The organism is Streptomyces sp. SCSIO 30461 (assembly GCF_037023745.1).
GTDB lineage: Bacteria > Actinomycetota > Actinomycetes > Streptomycetales > Streptomycetaceae > Streptomyces.
The window spans coordinates 4,480,024-4,500,200 of record NZ_CP146101.1 but is presented as its reverse complement, the minus strand read 5'-3'; the positions used below and the strand labels follow the sequence as shown (position 1 = coordinate 4,500,200).

Here is a 20,177-nt window from a genome sequence, read left to right as displayed (position 1 = left end):
AGTTGCGCTCGGAGCAATCTTCGCTCGCCGCGTAACGCCGGTGGTCGCGGCGCGGGTCACGCGGTCCCGGCGCCGCGAGTCCGCCGGCTTGCTACCCCTGCTTCGAACGCGCGTAGTTCACCAGGAAGTGCGCCTCGGCCACCGACAGCCGCTCCAGCTCCTGTGGTGACACGCTCTCGTTCACGGCGTGGATCTGCGCTTCCGGCTCGCTCAGACCGATCAGCAGGATCTCCGCCTCCGGGTAGAGCGCGGCGAGCGTGTTGCAGAGCGGGATCGAGCCGCCCATCCCCGCCGACTGCATCTCCTCGCCCGGGTAGGCGACCCGCATCGCCTCGGCCATGGACGTGTAGGCCGGGCTGTTCACATCCGCACGGAACGGCTGGCCCTGCCCCACCTGCTCGATGCTCACCCGGGCGTTCCACGGCGTGTGCTTCTCGATGTGCGCGAACAGCAGCTTCGTCGCCTCGGCCGCGTCCTGACCGGGCGGCACCCGCAGGCTGATCTGCGCGCGGGCGCTCGCCGGTACCGATGGGGTCGCACCCGCCACTGGCGGGCAGTCGACGCCGATCACCGTGACGGCCGGACGGGCCCAGATGCGGTCGGCGACCGTACCGCCGCCGATCAGGCCGACTCCGTCCAGGACCTTCGCGTCCTTGCGGAAGTCCGCCTTCGGGTACTGCATGCCGTCCCAGGACGCGTCGCAGTCCATCCCGTCGATGACCGTCGAACCGTCCTCGGCCCGCAGCGAGTCCAGTACCCGGATCAGTGCCGCCAGCGCGTCCGGTGCCGCACCCCCGAACTGGCCCGAGTGGAGATTGCCCTCAAGGGTGTCGATCCGGACGCGGACCATCGTCATCCCGCGCAGGGTCGCGGTCACGGTCGGCAGCCCGACGCGGAAGTTGCCCGTGTCGCCGATGACGATCGCATCAGCGCGCAGCAGTTCCGGGTGCGCCTCGGTGTAACGCTCCAGCCCGCCCGTGCCCTGTTCCTCCGAGCCCTCGGCGATCACCTTGACCGATACGGGTAGGCCGCCGTTGGCCTTGAGCGCACGCAAGGCCAGCAGATGCATGATGAAGCCGCCCTTGCAGTCGGCGGCGCCGCGCCCGTACCAGCGGCCGTCGCGCTCCGTCAGCTCGAACGGCGGTGACACCCACGCCGCCTCGTCCAGCATCGGCTGTACGTCGTAGTGCGCGTACAGCAGCACCGTCGGCGCACCCTTCGGACCGGGCAGCAGGCCGTACACCGACTGCGAGCCGTCGGGGGTGTCGAGCAGTGCCACGTCCTGGAAGCCTTCCGACCGCAGCGCGTCCGCCACCCAGGCCGCGGCTGCCTCACACTCGCTCCGGGGGGCCACAGCCGGGTCCGCCACCGACTGGAACGCGACGAGCTCCGCCAGCTCCGCCTTGGCGCGGGGCATCAGGGCCGCGACGGTCTCGGCGATCGGATTCTCGGTCATGGGCACGCTCCTCGTGGGTGCGACGTTGTCCTCGGTGGGTGTACTGCGAAGGTACGGCCGATCCTCCCATAACGGGGGTGCCGGACCGCGCCCGTAGGATGCCGTCGAGAGCTTGGGCCAGAGGTTCGGATCGGGAGCAGAAGCACATCGTGAGCAGCGAGAACGCAGACGCCATCAGCGGACAGGGTGAGCCGGAGCAGGGGGCTCCGGTATGGGACGTCGTCGTGGTCGGCGCCGGACCGGCCGGGGCATCGGCCGCATACGCCGCCGCGGTCGCCGGACGACGGGTGCTCCTGCTGGAGAAGGCGGACCTGCCCCGTTACAAGACCTGCGGCGGAGGCATCATCGGCCCGTCCAGGGATGCCCTGCCGCCCGGCTTCGAACTGCCGCTCCAGGACCGCGTGCACGCCGTCACGTTCTCGCTCAACGGAAAGCTCAGCCGCACCCGCCGCTCACGCCGGATGCTCTTCGGGCTCGTCAACCGCCCCGAGTTCGACGCCGGTCTGGTCGAGCAGGCGCAGAAGGCGGGCGCCGAGTTGCGCACCGGGGCCACGGTCTCCCGGGTCGAGCAGCACGGCCCGGCCGTACCCGACCGCCGCACCGTCGCGGTCGTACTCGCCGACGGCGAGACGGTCCTCGCCCGCGCCGTCGTCGGCGCGGACGGCAGCGCCAGCCGGATAGGGGCACATGTCGGGGTCAAGATGGGGCAGGTGGATCTCGGCCTGGAGATGGAGATCCCGGTGCCGGCGAGTGTCGCGGAGGACTGGGCGGGGCGGGTGCTCATCGACTGGGGTCCTCTGCCCGGGAGTTACGGCTGGGTGTTCCCCAAGGGCGAGGTGCTGACGGTGGGCGTGATCTCGGCCCGGGGCGACGGCGCGGCCACCAAGCGCTACCTGGACGACTTCGTCGCCCGGCTCGGGTTGTCCGGCTTCGAGCCCGCCGTCTCGTCCGGTCATCTCACCCGCTGCCGTGTCGACGACTCACCGCTGTCGCGAGGCCGGGTCCTGGTGTGCGGTGATGCGGCCGGTCTGCTGGAGCCGTGGACCCGGGAGGGCATCTCGTTCGCCCTGCGCTCGGGCCGGCTCGCGGGAGAGTGGGCGGTGCGGCTCGCGGAGGCGGGCGACGGGGTGGACGCCAGGCGCCAGGCGCTGAACTACGCCTTCGCCATCAAGGCGGGACTGGGCGTGGAGATGGCGGTCGGGCGGCGGATGCTCGCCGTCTTCGAGCGGCGCCCCGGACTGCTGCACGCGGTGATCAGTGGCTTCCGGCCCGCCTGGAAGGCATTCGCCGACATCACACGCGGATCGACCTCGCTGGCCGGCATCGTGCGATCCCGTCCCATGGCGCGGCGCGCGCTGGAAGCGCTGGACCGGGTGCAGCCGTCGGGTACGGGGGGCGAGGACCGCGCAGGTGAAGTGGCGGGCGGCACCCCCGGAGAGCCCACGCCTGAGGGGACGGCCGTCCAGCCCTGAGGCCGCCCCGTGACAGCCGGCCGCCCCGTGACCGCCGACCGGTCCGTGACCCGGCCGATCCGTGATCCGTCGGGTGCCGACCGGCGGTCACGGATCACGAACCGACCTGGCTCCGTCGTGTCGAACCGCCGGATGCCGCAGCGCTGCCACGGCCTATGAGCCGGAGTCAGCGCGTCCGGTTCGGCCCTGTCGCCCGGCGCCGCCCGCACGGGGGAAGCGCCACAGCACGTGCACGACGCGGGCCACGAACACCACGGCCCCGAGCACGAGGCCCGCTGTTGCGAGTGCGTGTGCCACGGAGCGCGGTGGATCCAGCGCGAGAGCCGGGCCCGCCACGGCTCCGGTCACCACTGCCGCCGCGAAGAACGCGCTGATCAACGCGTACCCGATCTCCACGGTGATCGCGTCCCGCTGCGCCTGTGTGCGTCTGCCCATGGGCGCATGGTCGCAAGGCCGTGGCGCGGGGGCAAGCGACTTCGGTGTGGACCGCCCCGGGTCTCGAGCGGCACCGACCGGGTGGCTGCGTCCCCTTGCCGATGACCCCATGGGCGCGGCGTCATCGCCCAGGAGCAGCCGGGAGCCTTCCCCGGGGCAGGATCAGGTGACCGCCGGTCGCTTCCAGCGGTCCTCCGGGGAAGCGGGGTTCGCCGGGGCGGATCTGCGTGCCGAGATTCCGATGACGCCCGCGGTGGCGGCGAGGGCCGCCACCGTCGTGAGCGCCACCGGAAGTGAGAACCAGTCGGCGAGGAAGCCGATCACCGGCGGTCCGAGCAGCATTCCGCCGTAGCCGAGAGTGGAGGCGGTGGCCACACCCGAGGGTCCGGCCAGGGCGCCGGCGCGTCCCACGGCCACCGGGAAGATGTTCGCGAGACCCAAGCCTGTGATGGCGAAGCCCGCGAGCGCGAGCCAGGCGGTGGGCGCCAGTGCGCCGATGAGCATGCCCGCGGCGGCGGTCGCGCCCCCGGCGGCGAGCACCTTGGTCTGGCCGAGCCGCTCCAGCAGGGTGGTGCCCGTCAGTCGGCCCACGGTCATGGTGAGTGCGAAGAGCGAATAACCGGCGGCGGCGATGCCCGGGTGCGCGTGCAGGTCCTGCTCCAGATGAAGTGCTCCCCAGTCGGCCAGCGCGCCTTCCCCGTACGCCGTGCACAGCGCGATCACACCGAAGAGCAGGACGAGTCGGCGGGTATGGCCGCTGTCGCGGGCGGCGCGGCCCGACGTGGATGGCGGCGTGCGGGTCGTGGTCGCCGTTGCGGCGTCGGCCGGAGGGGTGGGCAGCCGGTGGCGCAGCAGCATCGATCCGGCCACGGCCGTGACCAGCAGACCGATCGCGGCGAGCGCGAAGAGGTGGAGCGCGGGGGAGAGGCCGGCGGCGACCAGCCCGCCGAGTCCTGCTCCGACCATGCCACCGAGGCTGAAGGCGGCATGGAAGCTGGGCATCACCGGGCGCCGCAGCACTGCCACCAGTTCGACGGCGGCGCTGTTCATCGCCACGTTGATGCCGCCGTAGGCCGCGCCGAACAGGAGCAGTACCAGGCCGAGGGAGAGTGCCGAGTGCGTCTGCGCGGGCAGGGCGATGCTCAGCGACAGGAGTGCCCCCGCGACCATCGTCATGGGCCGCGTGCCGAAACGCTCGCACAGGCGCCCGGTCAGGGTCATGGTGACCACCGCTCCCGCGGACACCCCGAGCAGAGCCAGGCCCAGGGTGCTCGCCGAGGCGCCGGTCTGCTCCTTGATCGCGGGGATGCGGACCACCCAGCCCGCGAACAGGAAGCCGTCGAGAGCGAAGAAGAGAGTCAGGGCGATACGGAGACGGGTCAGGGAGCGAGGGGCGAAGTCGTCGCCGTGGTTCCGCGGGGCGGCCGTCCGAGGTTTGTTTAGTAGCGGCACAAAGTCAGCGTAGAGGGAGAGACGCCCGCGACACAACCTCGCGGGATCATGGGACACTCGCCCCCATGAAGGGCAAGGTGGCGACCACGCGGACGAGACTGGAGAGAGGCCGCAACGTACTCGGCCCCGCGCTGGAACTGGTGCACACCGGCCGGGCGCCCACCCGCGCCGTGCTCACGGCCGAACTCGGTGTCACCCGCGCCACCGCCGGAGCCGTGGCTGCGGAACTCGAGGCACTCGGACTGATCCGCGTCGACTCCCGGCCCGAGGCGGCGGGGTCGCAGGGCCGCCCCTCACACCGCCTGTCGGTCGACGCCGACGGTCCCGTGGCGCTCGCGGCCCAGGTGCACGCGGATGGGTTTCGGGCCGCCCTCGTCGGACTCGGCGGCACGATCGTCGCCACCGCGCCGGGTTGCGTCACCGTCTCCGCCGATCCCGCCCAGGTGCTCGGCGAGGTCGTGGCGGCCGGAGCCGAACTCCTCCGCACCGGCGGGCGGCACTGCGTCGGAGCGGGGCTCGCCGTGCCGTCCGCGGTGGCCGAACCGGAAGGCACCGCCCTCAACCCGCTGCACCTGGCCTGGTCCGCCGGTGCACCGGTGCGGGACATCTTCGCCGAACGCGTCCGTGCCGTGGGTATCGACGGACCGGTCTTCACGGGCAACGACGTCAACCTCGCGGCGCTCGCCGAGCACCGACACGGTGCGGGCCGGGACGCCCGGCACCTGCTCTGCGTGGCCACCGGGCACCGCGGTGTCGGTGGCGCCCTGGTCCTCGACGGGCGGCTGCACACCGGGAGTTCCGGCCTGGCGCTGGAGGTCGGGCACCTCACCGTCAACCCCGAGGGGCGCCCCTGTCACTGCGGCAGCCGCGGATGCCTCGATGTCGAGGCCGACCCCCTCGCCTTCCTCACCGCAGCGGGTCGCGCGGCCGGTCCCGAGGTGTCGTTGCTGCAGCAGTCCATCGACCTGCTGCGCACGGAATATGACGACCCTTCGGTGCGGGCCGCCGCGGAGGAGATCGTCGACCGGCTCGGACTCGGACTGGCGGGCCTTGTCAACATCCTCAACCCCGACCGCATCATCCTCGGCGGTCTGCACCGAGAGCTGCTCGACGCCGACCCCGAACGGCTGCGTGCGGTCGTCGCGGACCGCAGTCTCTGGGGGCGCAGCGGCGGAGTGCCGATCCTGCCCTGCACCCTCGACCACGACAGCCTGGTGGGTGCGGCGGAACTGGCCTGGCAGCCCGTTCTGGACGATCCGCTCAGTGTGCTTCCGGCCCGCACGTCCTGAACCTGCGCCGGGCCCGGGCTCGGTTGCCGACCCGGCCGGTCATCGGGTGCGGCTCCCGGTGCGGACCTCGCGGTCAGCGGGAGGTTGCGGCCCGGACTGCTGCGGGGGTGCGCGGCTCGGGCGAGTGCCCGGCGTCGACGACCGCGAAGGGCTCGTCCAGCGAGACACCGCCGACCCCGTCGGACGCGAGGGACGTGGCCACGCTCGCACCGCACACCACGGCATCGGCGAACGTCGGCCGGTACGCCAGGGGCAGCGGCGCGGGAAGCGTGAACCACACGGCCTTGCCGCCCTCGCCCTTGGGGCGCACGCCCCAGCTCTCGCTCAGCGCCGCTATCAGGGCCAGCCCCCGGCCCGTGGTCTCGAGCCGATCGCCCGGGTTGCCCGTGGTGGGAAGCCGGGGGTCATGGTCGTGCACCGAGATGGTGAGCCTGTTGAGCAGCAGCTCGAGCTCGACGGCGCAGAGTTTGTCGGGTTGGGCGTGGCGGTGCACATTGGTCAGCAATTCGGTGACGCCCAGCGCGGCATGGTCGATCAGCGGATCGAGATGCCAGTAGCGCAGTTGCGCCGACACGATTCTGCGGACCTGACCGATCCGCGCCGGCAGAGCCTGGAGCTCCACCCTGCAATGCCTGCTTGCCTCGCTGATCACGGCTGCGACTCCCCGAATGAGGTCCGGAAGAAGGCGAAGGAACGGATCCAGCAGTTGGCTGCCTGCTGTGTGTGCCGACGGTCTGGATCACAGAGTAGCCGTCGGTGAACCCTGAGTGATGAGATCAAGCGTGAACCAGGAGCGGTGAGTGCGCAACTCCGCGCCAGGACGCTCGGTTCCCTCGCAGGTCAGGGTCGGCGGTCGCTGGGTTCGACGGTCAGTCGAGGTCGCCCCCGGCCTCGCGTACCGCGTCCAGGAACCGGCCCGCGAGCGCCGTACCGTCGAGCCTGCGGCCGTCGTGCGCCCGCCCGGGACGGTCCATCGTCAGCCGGTAGCGCGTGCCGTTGACCGTGGCGACGGTGCTGTCGCTGCCGGCGAACCAGGGCCTGCCCGCATGGACGGCGTCCATCGGCGCGCTGTCGATCACCCGGCCGTAACTCGTCAGCAGCGCGAGCCGCCCATCCTCGATGAGGACCCGGCCGGCCTTGGTCAGTGAGCGGGGCCACCGCTCGATCCGTACACCCGTCGCGTTGAAATCCGGTTCCTGCAAGACCCCTGCCCCCTTCGTACGAGCCGTACGAGCTGCCGCACCCAGTCTGCCCAGCCGGTCGCGGCGACGCCAGGGTGCATTCCGACACCTTGCCACAAGGAGTTCCTATGAAACCCCAAAGTGAACGTTTGTACAGGTGAGGGGCTTATGGTGCAGTGGGGAGGGGGCGGCAAGGCGCGAGCAGGCAAGGAGCGGGGCGCATGAGCACATACGAGGCGATGGCCACGATCGACGTGGACCGGAGCGACCCCGAGTACCGGGCGTGGCTGAAGGACGCCGTCCGGAAGGTGCAGGCCGATGCCAACAGATCGGCCGACACGCATCTGCTGCGGTTCCCGCTGCCGGATGACTGGGGCATCGACCTCTATCTCAAGGACGAGTCCACCCATCCCACCGGGAGCCTGAAGCACCGGCTCGCCCGCTCGCTGTTCCTGTACGGGCTGTGCAACGGCTGGATCCGGCCGGACCGACCTGTCATCGAGGCCTCCAGCGGTTCGACCGCCGTGTCGGAGGCCTACTTCGCGAAGCTGGTCGGCGTCCCCTTCATCGCGGTCATGCCGCGTACCACCAGCGCCGAGAAATGCCGTCTCATCGAATTCCACGGCGGACAGTGCCACTTCGTGGACGACCCGAGAAAGGTCTACGAGGAGTCGGCGGCGCTCGCGGTCCAGTGCGGCGGCCACTACATGGACCAGTTCACCTATGCCGAGCGTGCCACCGACTGGCGCGGAAACAACAACATCGCGGAGTCGATCTACCAGCAGTTGAGGCGGGAACGCTATCCGGAGCCCGCCTGGATCGTCGCCACCGCCGGCACGGGCGGCACGTCGGCGACCATCGCCCGTTACGTCCACTACATGCAGTACGACACCCGGGTCTGTGTGCCCGATCCGGAGAACTCCTGCTTCTTCGACGGCTGGACGAGGGGCGACGCGCTGGCGAGCAGCGACTGCGGCTCGCGTATCGAGGGCATCGGGCGCCCCCGAATGGAGCCGAGCTTCGTCCCCGGCGCCATCGACCGGATGATGAAGGTGCCGGACGCGGCCACGGTCGCTGCCGTCCGCGCCTTGGAACGGGCCATCGGACGCAAGGCCGGCGGCTCCACCGGCACCGGGCTGTGGAGCGCACTGAAGATCGTCGCGGAGATGCTCGCCGCAGGGCGCAAAGGCAGTGTGGTCACCCTGATCTGCGATCCCGGTGACCGCTACCTGGACAAGTACTACTCGGACGAATGGTTGGCCGGACAGGGCCTTGACATCGCCCCGTACGCCGAGGCGATCGACCGCTTCCTCACCACCGGTGCCTGGCCGGACCGAGCGTCAGCCGACTGAGTTTCAGCCCGCGTTCAGCCCGCTTGCTCGGAAGCGAGGCGGCGCTCCAGCCTGCGCACCGCGTCCCGGAACGAATGGCCCACGCCCGGCTTCGCCAGCCGGATCCCGACCCGCAGCGGCCCGGGTCCGTCGACCGCCATCGTCCACCGGACCCGCGTCCCGGATCCGGAGGGCGTGAGCCGCCATTCCTCCAACATGGCCCGGACACCGGGCAGATTGGTCTCGTCGATCCGATACGCGTACCGGACCGCCGGGTCCGACGCCATGATGGTCTCCTGGAAGCGGACACCGCCCCGCAGCGCGACATCACGGCCCGCGCCTTCCCGGGTCGGCTTCGCCCAGGCGACAGACCTGAACCAGCCCGGCCACCCCTCGACATCCTCGGCGAGCGCCCGGTAGACCTCGGAGGGAGTGGCGGCGACGTCGGCGGTGAAGACGAGGCGCAGGGGAGCGGACTCTACGAAGTCGAGCTTCACGGCATTCAGCCTGCGTGGCATCGGACCGTACCTCCGGGGTCGGGTCGCGGGTGGTCGGGCGTGGCGTTGCGGCAGGTCGCGCACGGGCCGGGACACCATAGCCGTCCGAGCGTCGAAGCGGCACTGCGGGCGCCCAGCAGGCGGGTGAGGAGTGCGCAGCGCAGCACTACTGGCGTGCCGTCAGCAAGCCGTCCACCACCCTGCCGAACAGCCTGCGGGCCGTACCCGCCACCGCCGGGTCCAGGGCACGCGGTACTCCCCGCAGCCGGAGCTCCTCTTCCCAGACCACCCGGGACCCTTCCGGTGTCGTCAGGACCTCGATCTCCGCCCAGCCCATGACCGTCCGGCCGCGCTTCTCGAGGCGACAACGGCCAGAGAGCTCCGGGGCCGGCGGCTGCCAGCGCACGATCTCCATCGTGTCGTCGAAAGTCCAGCGGCCCAGGCCGGTGCGGGCGACGAAGCGCGTGCCGGTGCCCGGTGGACCCGGGGTCAGGACCGCGACGCGGGTCAGTGGCACATGCGCGGCGTGCGCGGGCCATTCGGTCAGGCGCCGCCAGGTCTCGGCCGGCGGGAGCGACGTCGTACGGACGACGCGGAACAAAGCCATGGACCAGTCTCCAGTGATCGTCCGATCGTCCTGGCGACGGGAGCTCGGCCGCACCGCGAGCAGCGCGTCCGATCACCGCACACCAGGGAGCACGGCACCCTTTGCCGAGCTTTCCATCCTGTCACGGTCCGGCGGCACTCGTACGGGGGAGATTCCCGGAGAGACCGGCGCGATCGGGCCGCGAGGCGTGACTCTGGTCAGGCTGTCGATCCTTACCGGTGGAAGGGAGCCGCGGACGTGTCTGCTGCCGACCCGGCGTACGACCATGCGTGCGACCCGGCGTACGAACCGGCCCGGGAACCGGTGGCGCCGTCCGAAGTCGCGGGCGGCGGTGCCGCCCTGGAGCTCCTGGTACACGGTGTCGGTGGCGCCACCCCGCAGGACATGCTCGCCGCCCCCGTCACCGTGAGGATCACCGGCGACGCGACCGCGGCCGTGTACCGGCGCCCCGAGGACGCAGACGCCGAGCAGCATCCCGAGCGGTACGCGCACGGCCCGGTACCCGAGGCGTACTGCTGGGCCAACCTCACCTCGGGCAATGGCGCCCGTGCCCTGTGGCTGCTGCTCCTGCCCTTCATGGTGGTCAACCTCGCGCACTGGATGCGCCCGACCACCAAGGGCCCGTCGGCAGCGGTCAGATGCTACGGAATGCTGGTGCGGCTCGTGGCGCTGAGCCTCACCGCGCTGCTCACCGCTGCGAGTTGCGAGGTCGCGCTCGATCTGACGGCCTGGCAGTGCGCCGGCGCGGCAGCCTGCTCCGCCGGGCGGGCCTGGCTCGGATTCGTCTCCGCTGCGGGGGACGGCTGGTGGTCGCAACCGGGCCGGCGCCTGTCGCTCGCGGCACTCGTGCCCGCTGCGCTGGTGGGCCTGCTCTGGTACCTGTCCAACCGCACCTGGAGCGCGTACGAGTCGCAACGGCCCCCCGCCACCGAAGCCGCGCAGGGCACCCGGGCCACCCGTGTCACCGTTGCCGCCGCCGTGGGCGGGCAGGCGGACACCCGTCCCGCACTCGGGCGGCCCGGCTTCTGGTACGGCCGCCGCATCGTCGCCCGATTGCGTGCGGCGCACACCGCGGCCGGATTCCTCATCGTCGCCGCGGCGGTCGCCGGGGCAGCCGCACGCCATGACAGGGGAGCGGATGTCCCCGCCCTCGACCTCGCAGGCCGATCCCTGGAAACGGTGCTCGTTCTCGCCGGGACCTTCGTCGTCGCCGTCGTGTTCCGCCGCGGACACAGCGACTCGCTCATCGACCACCGCGTCGACCGCGCCGTCGTCAACTGGCTGCCCGGTGTCTCCCTCTTCCTGCTGGCCCTCGCCATGCTCTACGCGTCCTGGTCCCGCCCCGGCTGGGCCTCCCACGGCACGCTTCCCGGCGAGGAGGCCTTCCGGATACTCACCCTCGCCCAGGGCGCCCTGATCGTTGCCCTGGCCGTCACCGCGCACCTCCTGCACCGGCGCGCCTCCCATCCCCGCACCGCCCTGCGCGGTCTGGGCGGACCCGCGGTCGCGCTGCTGGCCTGCGCTCTCGGCGGGGTCATGACCGGCGGTGTCGCCCAGCGTGTCGCCGACTGGCTGGACGGCCCCGGCACACCGGGCATGGGGCACGGTCCCATCAGCGGCCCGCCCGTGCTGCTGAGTTGGCAGGCGTCGGTCATCCCCGTGCTGCTGTTCCTGTTGCTCGTCCCACTGGCGGTATTCGCCGCGAGGACCTGGCGCACCGCCCGCTCACTGACCGAGGCGGTCGAGCGGGACTATCCGCAGGAGCGGCCCGACGCGGTCCGCACCCGGCGGATCGCCGCCACCCGGGCGACGGCGGCGCTCACCGACGCCATCCCGGTCGTCGTCGGCGTCCTGTGCACCGCCACCCTGCTGCTCGGCGGCGGCGCGGTGGCCGGGTCGTGGGCGACCGGCGCGGTCCCGGGCGAAGCCTTCGAACGGGCCCATCCACTGGTGGAAGCCGTCGCCGACGCAGCGCAGACCCTGGGTTCGCTGCTGGTCGGGCTCGGCTTCGTCCTGCTTGTCACCTGGGGCCGACGCGCCTACCGGGACGCGGCGGCCCGGCGCACCATCGGCATCCTGTGGGACGTCGGCACCTTCTGGCCCCGTGCCGCCCATCCCTTCGCCCCGCCCTGCTATGCCGAGCGCGCCGTGCCGGACCTGACCTGGCGCATGGCCTCCTGGACCGGCAGCACCGGCGGACGTCTCGTCATCTCCGGCCACTCGCAGGGCAGCGTGCTCGCCGCCGCCGCGGTCTGGCAACTGCCCGCGGCCACCCGCCGCCGAGTGGCTCTGCTGACGTACGGCTCACCGCTGGAACGCCTCTACGGGCGCTGGTTTCCCGCGTACTTCGGCCCCGCGCCGTTGGGCACACTTCACCGGGAACTGCACTGCTGGCGCAATCTGTGGCGTCACACGGACCCGATCGGCGGACCGCTGCGGCTCCCACCCGAAGAGGGTAAGCCGACCGTGGACCGTCCCGCGCTCAGGGACCCCGTCGTCTACGGGCGCACCGACAGCCACCCCTTGCCGGAACCGGTACTCGGCCATTCCGACTACCAGGCAGACCCCGCCTTCGCCGAGGAGCGCAAGGGGCTGCTCCACCGGCTGCCGCCCGCGCTTCCGGCCCAGCGCACCCCGTCACGAACCGGGCGAGTCGAGAGTCAGGGATGAGCGGCGGCGTTGTGCCAGTCGATCACCATCGAGTGCTCAGCGCGGCAGCCCCTCAGCCGCCCATGATCCCGCTCAGGGAAGCTCGGGCAGGTCATCGGGCACCAGCAGCGTCAGATCGTCGGTGCTCACCTCGGCGAGTCCGGCGACCCGCCCCGCATGCCGTTCCACCATGGACTCGAAGGTCTGGCGCGCGGTACGGCCGTTGCCGAACGCGGCGCCCTTCGGCAGCGCCGTGAAGTACTTCAGCAGGGCCTCGTCAGTGCCGTCCGCCAGGCGGTACTCGTGTTCCTCGGCCTGCTGTTCCACGATCCGCAGCAACTCGTCGGGCACGTAGTCGCTGAAGGTGATGGTTCGTGAGAAGCGCGACGCCACACCCGGGTTGACGGTCAGGAAGCGCTCCATCTCTGCTGTGTACCCGGCGACGATGACGACCACGGCGTCCCGGTGGTCCTCCATCAACTTCACCAGGGTGTCTATGGCCTCCCGCCCGAAGTCCCGCCCGGAGTCCTCCGGCGACAGCGCGTACGCCTCATCGATGAACAGCACCCCGCCCCGTGCCCGGTCGAACGCCTCCTGGGTACGTATCGCCGTCGAGCCGATGTGCTCACCGACCAGATCCACCCGGGACACCTCGACAAGGTGCCCCCGCTCCAGTACGCCCAGCGATGCGAGGATCTCGCCGTAGAGCCGCGCCACCGTGGTCTTGCCGGTGCCCGGGGAGCCGGTGAAGACCAGATGGCGCCGCACCGACGCGGCCTTGAGCCCCGCCTCCTGGCGCCGCCGGCCCACCTCGATCATGTTGGTGAGGGTACGGACCTCCCGCTTGACGCTGTCCAGACCGACCAGGCCGTCCAGCGCGCTCAGCACATCGTCCGGGGTGCGGATCGGAGCCGACCGCGCATCGCCGGACACGGCGGGTTCCGGTACCGGCGCGGTCGAGGGTGGCGTGGTGAACTCACCCAGCAACAGGCCGGGGGAGCGCTGTGCCTGAGCCCCGGCGGTCGCCACCGCCGGGGCGGGAGCCGCCGCGCGCACTCCGCTGGTGTCACTGGTGCAGTCCTCGGAGGTCACACCCTCCCCGGGGAATTCGTAACCCCCTCGCGCGCAGCGCTCGGTGCGGCAGCGCGACAGCACTGTGCGGCAGCCGTCGGTCACATGGAAGCCGTAGCCCCCACTGTCCGTCACCCGGCAGCCGTGGAAGGTTCCGCGGCCCTCCGCCGACACGTAGAAACCGGCCTCCGCCGGGGAGGTCACCGTGCAGCGCTCGATCGAGGGATCGGCGCCCTTGGTGACGATCACCCCCGTCTGGGCCTTGTCGATGGTGCAGTTGCTCAGCGTGCCCCCGCTGCCGTGGTCGCGGAACCACGCTCCGGTCGACGCGTCCCGGATACGGCAGTCGTCGAGTTGGGCCGCGGCCCCGTCGCTGACCGAAACCGCCGTGTTCCGTACCTGCGACAGATCGCTGTCGACCACATCGGCCCGGGAACCGCGGTCGAGCACGAAGAGCGCGTCCGGCACGTCGTGCACTCGGCAGGAGTCCAGCACCGCGGTGGCCCCGTCACTGACCCACACGGCCGGGTAGTCGCCCGTACTGTCGTGGATCTCGCACTGGTTGGCGTCCACCCGGGTCCCCGGATCCCACACCGAAAGGCCGTTGCGCCCGAATCGCCGCACGGTCGAGCGGGTGAGTGTGAGCACCGAACGCGAGCGCAGGTCCACTGCGTTCTCGGGGATGTCATGGATGTCGCAGTCGGAGAGGGTGAGCACCGCATCCGTGTCGAGGGTGACACCGTCGGCGGTGGTGCGGTGCACGGTGGACTCGGTGAGATGCGCCGTGGCGCGCGAGGCGATCTGCACACCGGTGCCCTTGATCTCGTACACCTCGCAGCCGAGCGCCTCCAGCGCCGTAGACTCCCCGCTGACACTCATCCCCGCCCCCGACGCGTGGTGCACCTGGCAGCGTTCCAGCCGGGGATGAGCCCCGCCGTGCACGGTGACCCCGGACTGCCCCGCCGCGACGACCTCGCACTCCTCGAACACGCCACCCGCGCCGTCGAGTACGGCGATGCCCACGCCCGCGGGGTTGTCGACCGTACAACGGCGTACGGTCGGCCTGGCGGCGCCGCGCACCTCGATTCCCGCCGCCGAGCGCGTGACGATCCGCAGATCCGCCAACTCCGGTGTGCCGTCCTCCACCAGCAGTGCGGGCGCCGCGGTGTCCTGGCCCTCGACATGCAAGTCCCGCAGGGTCGCTGAGGCCCGTATGGTCAGCGGCACCCCTTCGGAGGGCGCGATCCGCACCGATCCGGCTGCGGATCCGTCGGGCCCGCGCAGGGTCACGGCACACCGCACCACGAGGTTCTCCCGGTAGGTACCCGGGGAGACGGTGAGGACGTCGCCGTCACCGGCGGCCTCCAGGGCGGCGGCGAGGGAAGCGTACTCGCCCGTGCGGCGCCGCCACCGCGATGTGCCGGTGTGCGTCACCTGGACCGTGCCCTGTGCCATGGTGCTGCCTTGCCCCCACCTCGTCGTCCAGCCGCCGTGCTTGTGCGGTGCGCGGCGTCGGTCCACCGTAGCGTGGCGCGGGCGCGCCGGTGGACCGGTCGGCCGGACGCGTGGTCTCGGGTGAGCGCCGATGCGCCACGGGGCGGACAGAATGTCCGGAACCGCAGCCGCACCCGTGCCCGGAGCCGCACCCGTGCCCCGAGCCGCAGCCGCACCCGTGCCCGGCACCAACGAGCGGTACCGCCCGGCCGCTTCGTGCGCGGGGTCCGTCGCGGGCTTCGCTCAGTCGATGATCCGCACCGCGTCGCCGACCCGGACCACCCCCGCGGTCTCCGGCACCAGGTTCTGTCCGAAGACCAGCCGGTCCCCGATGCGCCGGTGCCGGGCCAGGGTCCGCAGCGGTTCCCTGCCGCGCAGTGCCGTGGACTGGTCCGTGGTCGTCACGACGCACCGGCCGCAGGGTTTGGCCACCCGGAAGCGGACCTCGCCGACCTGGATCCTCCGCCACCGGTCCTCGGCCCAGGGCTCTGCGCCCTCCACGACCAGATTGGGCCGGAACCGGTTCATCGGCAGCGGGCCCTCATCCGGATCGCCTCCCTCGGCGATCAGCCCGTTCAGCGCGTCGAGCGACGACCGTGTGGTCAGCAGCAGCGGGAACCCGTCCGCGAACGAGACCGTCTCGCCAGGCCGGGCGTAGGCCGCGTCCACCGGTCTGCGCCGGGCGGGATCGTCCAGATGCACCAGCCGAACCGGTGCGCCGACATAGGCCCCGAACCAGTCGTCGGACGCGGTGCCCACCGGCACCGCCTCCACCTTCTCCCCGAAAAGCTCCACGACGACTGTGCACCCCGGCTCGGGCACCGCCACGGTCAGCGGCTCCTGCCCGGGCGCGGTCAGCTGGATCCCACCCTCGTCGGCGGGCACTGCGGACGCCAGCGCGAGCCGGGCTTGTTGACGCTGGGTCACCGCCAGGCCCGTGGCATCCACGAGCATCCACCGCCGGTCACCGGCCAGACCCCACGGCTCCACGACCGCCGAGTCCGGAGCGAATCCGCCGCAGGACTTGACGGGATGGACATGGACGGAGCGAAGCACGAGACCAGTCATACGGCCATCCTGTCAGAGGGTTGCCGTGCCGACGCTTCCGTGGGTGACGCCCCGGTGGGAAACGATCTAGTATCCGCCGCCTTGGTAGGGGCGGTTGTACGGGTCGTCGTAGGGCGCCGGGGTCGGTATCGGGCGCGGCGCCGCCGGGCGCATCGCCTCGTAGCCGGTCGCCACCGGGCGGGGTGGCTGCTGGGGCTGGACACCCGGGTAGCCGCGCGGGACACCGGCCTGCTGGGGGATGTACGGCGCCTGGGCCTGTTGCAGCGGAACGGGCTGCGACATCGGCTGCGGGTAGCCGTACGACGGTGCGGGCTGGGACGGAGCCGCCGGGAGCGCGGGCAGGGCCGCGGGCAGCGCCGGCATGTAGCCGCCGCCGATGGAGCCGACCGAGTCGTAGGCGGCGGGCACTCGGATCGGGGCGATCTGAGGCGTGCCCCGCTCGGCGACAAGGGAGTCGTAGATCGGGGTGTCGGCGAACGGCGGCACGGAGTAGTAGCCGCCACCGTAGGTGGAGCGGGGGGAGGTCATGGCACATAAGTTAAGCCCACGATGTGCTTTTGGGGAGTCCGGTAAGAGGGTTGTTTGACGTGTTACCGGTGGCGGGTGATCCCCAATGCGAGCGAAGTGGGGAAAATCGGTCGCTCCAAGGCATCTGGATCATGTAAAGGGCGAGCTGGGAGCGGGTTGTTCACGGGTCGCGAACGTGTACGGATGGGGTGCGGCGCTACGTTGGTCCTACCGATTCGACCGGGTGTCAGGACCCGTGATGGGGGCGAGGATGTCCATGCTCAAAGGGGCGAATGTCCCCGTGCCCGCGAAGGCCGTACAGGTGGAGCTGGGGTGGCGTTCGGGCCGCGGCGTGCCCGATGTCGACGCCTCTGCTCTGCTGCTCGCCTCCGGGTCGGGAAAGGTCCGGTCCGACGCGGACTTCGTCTTCTACAACCAGCCGGAGCACGCCTCGGGAGCGGTCCGCCACGAGGGCAAGCGTACCCAGGGTTCCGCGACCACCGATCGCATCGCCGTCGACCTCGGGCGCGTCGAGCCGTCCGTCGAGCGGATCGTCCTTGCGGCGTCGGCGGACGGCGGCAGCTTCGGGCAGGTGCCGGGAATGTACGTCCGGGTTCTCGACGCGGCGGGCGGGGCGGAGATCGCCCGCTACGAGAGTGGCGACGCGACGGTCGAGACGGCGTTCATCCTCGGCGAGCTCTACCGGCGCCAGGGCGGGTGGAAGTTCCGCGCGGTGGGCCAGGGGTACCAGAGCGGACTCGAGGGACTCGCCGTCGACTTCGGCATCACGGTCGACGAGCCCCAGCAGCCGGCGTCCGCGCGCTCCGCCCCTGTCGCTCCGGCCCCCGCCGCTTCCGCTCCTTCCACCCCCGCATCCCTCGCCGCGGGGCCCCAGGGTGCCCCGGCGCCCGTGCGGCTCAGCAAGATCACCTTGACCAAGGAAGCGCCGTCCGTCTCGCTGACCAAGCAGGGCGGGACATCCGGCGCCATGCGCGTCAACCTCAACTGGCAGGTCCGCAAGCAGTTCGCGGGCTGGGGATCCAAGCTCGGCCGGGCCGTGGCCATGCACGCCGACCTCGATCTCGACCTGTGCGCGCTGTTCGAACTCACCGACGGCCGCAAGGGTGTCGTGCAGGCTCTCGGCAACGCCTTCGGAGCCCTCCACCAGCCCCCGTACATCCACCTCGACGGCGACGACCGCACCGGCTCTCTGGCCGAGGGTGAGAACCTCACCGTCAATCTCGACCACAAGGACAAACTCAGCCGCGTCGTCATCTTCGTCGCCATCTACTCCGGCGCCCGCAGCTTTGCCGACCTGCACGCCACCGTCACCCTCCGGCCGGAGAACGGTGCACCGATCGAGTTCTCGCTGGACGAGTGCACCGTGCCGTCGACGGTCTGCGCCCTCGTGCTCCTCACCAACCGGGACGGCGACCTGATCGTGCAGCGCGAGGCGCGCTATCTGGTTCCCGAGCGCGGTGTCAGCCCGCAACGCACCATCGACCAGGCCTACGGCTGGGGCATGAACTGGACACCCGGCAGGAAGTGAGCCCGCTCGGCGACAGCCCGCTCAGCGGTCCTGCGCGGCCTCGGGGCGCGTGTATGTGCGCCCCTTCCAGGCCGCTCCACGCCCCCGGTAGTGCCGCATCGCCGAGTCCACCGTCATCAGCAGGTAGAGCAGTGCCGTGAGCGGAAGCAGCGGAGCCAGCCACAGCGACTGCCGGTAGTAGCGCAGCATCGGCATGTACGTCCCGGCCATCAGCGCCCACGCGGCGAGCCCCGCCCATCCCGCGACAGCCGCAACGGTGCCTCCTGCCGCGTACATCCCCGCGAACGCCGCCACCGGCGGCACCAGGTACACCACCACGAGCCCGGCCGCCGTCCCCGCGAGCAGCAGCGGACTGTGCCGAAGCTGGGCGTAGGCGCTGCGCGAGACCATCCGCCACAGATCCGCCAGTCGTGGATAGGGGCGGATGCTGTCCACCCGCTCGGCGAGCCCCAGCCACACCCGCCCCCCGGCCCGCCGCACAGCGCGCGCCACCGCGACATCGTCGATCACCGACTGCCTGACCGACTCCGGGATTCCGGCCCGGACCGCCGTCGCGGTCCGCAGTAGCACGCAGCCGCCCGCTGCGGCCGTGGCCCGCGCCCGCCGCCCGGGCTTGCGGCGATTGATCCAGCGGAACGGATAGAGCTGTGCGAAGAAGTAGACGAAGGCAGGGACCACCAGCCGCTCCCAAAGGGTGGCCACCCGCAGCCGCGCCATCTGCGAGACCAGATCGATGCCATGCGCACGGGCGGCGGCGACCAGCTCCGACAGACTGTCCGGCTCATGCGCGATATCGGCGTCCGTGAGCAGCAGGTACTCGGGGTCCTCGCTCAGCGCGAGCGCGATGCCGTGCCGTAGCGACCAGAGCTTGCCCGTCCAACCGGCGTCCGGTTCACCCGGTGACGCCACGGTGAGCGGCAGCCCGCCGTAGCGCGCCGACAACTCGCGGGCCAGGGCGCCCGTGCCGTCCGTACTGCCGTCGTCCACGAGAATCACCTCGGCCTGACCCGGATACGCCTGACGCAGCAGCGAGGGCAGGCTCTCCGGAAGTACGGCGGCTTCGTCCCGTGCCGGTACGACAATCACCACCGTCGGCCAGTCGTCATAAACGCCCGGTGCCGCGTCGCACCGTGGCAGCCGTTGATCCGTACGCCAGAAGAACCCCCGGCCCAGCAGCAGCCACAGCCATACGCCCAGGGAAATCACGGCGATCCACGCGAGGGTGCCCATTCGTCGCAGTCTGCCCCACACCGGCCAGGCCGCAAGGGGCGTCGGCTAGGGTGACCGGGTGAAGATCGCACTCATGGACTCCGGGATCGGCCTGCTCGCGGCCGCCGCCGCGGTACGCAGGCTGCGACCCGAGGCGGAGCTGGTGCTCTCCTGCGATCCGGACGGGATGCCCTGGGGGCCTCGCACCCCGGAGGACCTGACCGCACGCGCGCTCACCGTGGCACGTGCCGCGGCGGCACACCGCCCGGACGCGCTGATCGTCGCCTGCAACACGGCGAGCGTGCACGCGCTGCCCGCGCTGCGCGCGGCCCTGGAGCCCGGCGTGCCCGTGATCGGCACGGTGCCCGCCATCAAGCCCGCAGCCGCAGGCGGCGGGCGAGTCGCCATCTGGGCCACCCCCGCCACCACCGGCAGCGCCTACCAGCGGGGGCTGATCAGCGACTTCGCCGACGGGGCCGAGGTCACCGAAGTGCCCTGCCCTGGGCTCGCGGACGCCGTCGAGCAGGCCGACGAGGACGCCATCGACCGCACCGTCGCCGCGGCCGCCGCACTCACTCCGATGGACGTACGGGCCGTCGTTCTCGGCTGCACCCACTATGAACTGGTCGCCGAACGCATCCGCGCCGCCGTCGGCAAGGGCCGCCCCGGCGGACTCCCGCCGCTGGTCCTGCACGGTTCGGCCGGTGCCGTCGCGGCGCAGGCACTACGCCGCGCCGGCACCCGGCCGGCCGGCGCAACGGCACCGAGTACCGGCCTGACCGTGCTGCTGAGCGGGCGCGTCGGAGTCCTGCCGCGACCTGCGATGGCCTACGCCGAAGGGCGGCTCCTCGCCGCCGCGGACACGGTGAATCCGGTCACCCCGGTCCGCTGAACCCCCCGGCGAGACCCG

At 71.7% G+C, this 20,177-nt stretch carries 17 protein-coding genes; 6 read left to right on the top strand and 11 right to left on the bottom strand.

The window, feature by feature from the left end; translation table 11 throughout:
* Positions 1 to 91: 91 nt before the first annotated feature.
* Positions 92 to 1,456 (bottom strand): dipeptidase, encoded by a 1,365-nt coding sequence (locus V1460_RS19935; RefSeq protein ID WP_338675005.1) that lies wholly within the window; start codon positions 1,454 to 1,456, stop codon positions 92 to 94.
* A 149-nt stretch (positions 1,457 to 1,605) separates the two neighbouring features.
* Here V1460_RS19935 and V1460_RS19930 point away from each other — a divergent pair, with 149 nt between their 5' ends.
* Positions 1,606 to 2,928, top strand: a complete 1,323-nt coding sequence (locus tag V1460_RS19930; RefSeq protein ID WP_338675004.1) for a geranylgeranyl reductase family protein — start codon at positions 1,606 to 1,608, stop codon at positions 2,926 to 2,928.
* A 153-nt stretch (positions 2,929 to 3,081) separates the two neighbouring features.
* On the opposite strand, the gene V1460_RS19925 is transcribed toward V1460_RS19930, so the two are convergent.
* Positions 3,082 to 3,363 (bottom strand): DUF6332 family protein, encoded by a 282-nt coding sequence (locus V1460_RS19925; protein WP_338675003.1) that lies wholly within the window; start codon positions 3,361 to 3,363, stop codon positions 3,082 to 3,084.
* 162 nt (positions 3,364 to 3,525) lie between these two features.
* On the bottom strand, positions 3,526 to 4,815 hold the full coding sequence (locus V1460_RS19920) for an MFS transporter (RefSeq protein WP_338675002.1): 1,290 nt from the start codon (positions 4,813 to 4,815) through the stop codon (positions 3,526 to 3,528).
* A gap of 65 nt (positions 4,816 to 4,880) precedes the next feature.
* Here V1460_RS19920 and V1460_RS19915 point away from each other — a divergent pair, with 65 nt between their 5' ends.
* Positions 4,881 to 6,104, top strand: coding sequence for an ROK family protein (locus tag V1460_RS19915; RefSeq protein ID WP_338675001.1), 1,224 nt, complete (start codon positions 4,881 to 4,883; stop codon positions 6,102 to 6,104).
* Between the two features lie 73 nt (positions 6,105 to 6,177).
* Here V1460_RS19915 and V1460_RS19910 read toward each other — a convergent pair whose 3' ends face one another.
* Entirely contained in the window at positions 6,178 to 6,756 is a 579-nt protein-coding gene (locus tag V1460_RS19910; RefSeq protein ID WP_338675000.1) for an ATP-binding protein, read from the bottom strand.
* Between the two features lie 217 nt (positions 6,757 to 6,973).
* Positions 6,974 to 7,306, bottom strand: a complete 333-nt coding sequence (locus tag V1460_RS19905) for a hypothetical protein (RefSeq protein WP_338674999.1) — start codon at positions 7,304 to 7,306, stop codon at positions 6,974 to 6,976.
* Positions 7,307 to 7,506: 200 nt separating this feature from the next.
* On the opposite strand from V1460_RS19905, the gene V1460_RS19900 reads away from it, so the two are divergent.
* On the top strand, positions 7,507 to 8,637 hold the full coding sequence (locus V1460_RS19900; protein ID WP_338674998.1) for a PLP-dependent cysteine synthase family protein: 1,131 nt from the start codon (positions 7,507 to 7,509) through the stop codon (positions 8,635 to 8,637).
* Positions 8,638 to 8,651: 14 nt separating this feature from the next.
* Here the strand turns inward: V1460_RS19900 and V1460_RS19895 are convergent, their stop codons facing one another.
* Positions 8,652 to 9,134 (bottom strand): SRPBCC family protein, encoded by a 483-nt coding sequence (locus V1460_RS19895; protein ID WP_338674997.1) that lies wholly within the window; start codon positions 9,132 to 9,134, stop codon positions 8,652 to 8,654.
* A gap of 145 nt (positions 9,135 to 9,279) precedes the next feature.
* Positions 9,280 to 9,720, bottom strand: a complete 441-nt coding sequence (locus V1460_RS19890) for an SRPBCC family protein (protein WP_338674996.1) — start codon at positions 9,718 to 9,720, stop codon at positions 9,280 to 9,282.
* Positions 9,721 to 10,023: 303 nt separating this feature from the next.
* Here V1460_RS19890 and V1460_RS19885 point away from each other — a divergent pair, with 303 nt between their 5' ends.
* Positions 10,024 to 12,390 (top strand): hypothetical protein, encoded by a 2,367-nt coding sequence (locus V1460_RS19885; RefSeq protein WP_338678119.1) that lies wholly within the window; start codon positions 10,024 to 10,026, stop codon positions 12,388 to 12,390.
* A gap of 72 nt (positions 12,391 to 12,462) precedes the next feature.
* On the opposite strand, the gene V1460_RS19880 is transcribed toward V1460_RS19885, so the two are convergent.
* The 3 genes from V1460_RS19880 to V1460_RS19870 form a co-directional block, all read right to left on the bottom strand.
* Positions 12,463 to 14,895, bottom strand: a complete 2,433-nt coding sequence (locus V1460_RS19880) for a right-handed parallel beta-helix repeat-containing protein (RefSeq protein WP_338674995.1) — start codon at positions 14,893 to 14,895, stop codon at positions 12,463 to 12,465.
* A 282-nt stretch (positions 14,896 to 15,177) separates the two neighbouring features.
* Complete coding sequence (locus V1460_RS19875; protein WP_338674994.1) at positions 15,178 to 16,002, bottom strand: MOSC domain-containing protein; 825 nt, start codon at positions 16,000 to 16,002, stop codon at positions 15,178 to 15,180.
* A gap of 66 nt (positions 16,003 to 16,068) precedes the next feature.
* Positions 16,069 to 16,530, bottom strand: a complete 462-nt coding sequence (locus V1460_RS19870) for a DUF6643 family protein (protein WP_338674993.1) — start codon at positions 16,528 to 16,530, stop codon at positions 16,069 to 16,071.
* 256 nt (positions 16,531 to 16,786) lie between these two features.
* Here V1460_RS19870 and V1460_RS19865 point away from each other — a divergent pair, with 256 nt between their 5' ends.
* Entirely contained in the window at positions 16,787 to 18,058 is a 1,272-nt protein-coding gene (locus V1460_RS19865; protein ID WP_338678118.1) for a TerD family protein, read from the top strand.
* Between the two features lie 21 nt (positions 18,059 to 18,079).
* Here V1460_RS19865 and V1460_RS19860 read toward each other — a convergent pair whose 3' ends face one another.
* Positions 18,080 to 19,288 (bottom strand): glycosyltransferase, encoded by a 1,209-nt coding sequence (locus tag V1460_RS19860; RefSeq protein WP_338674992.1) that lies wholly within the window; start codon positions 19,286 to 19,288, stop codon positions 18,080 to 18,082.
* Positions 19,289 to 19,346: 58 nt separating this feature from the next.
* On the opposite strand from V1460_RS19860, the gene V1460_RS19855 reads away from it, so the two are divergent.
* Positions 19,347 to 20,159, top strand: a complete 813-nt coding sequence (locus V1460_RS19855) for an aspartate/glutamate racemase family protein (protein WP_338674991.1) — start codon at positions 19,347 to 19,349, stop codon at positions 20,157 to 20,159.
* Positions 20,160 to 20,177 lie beyond the last annotated feature (18 nt).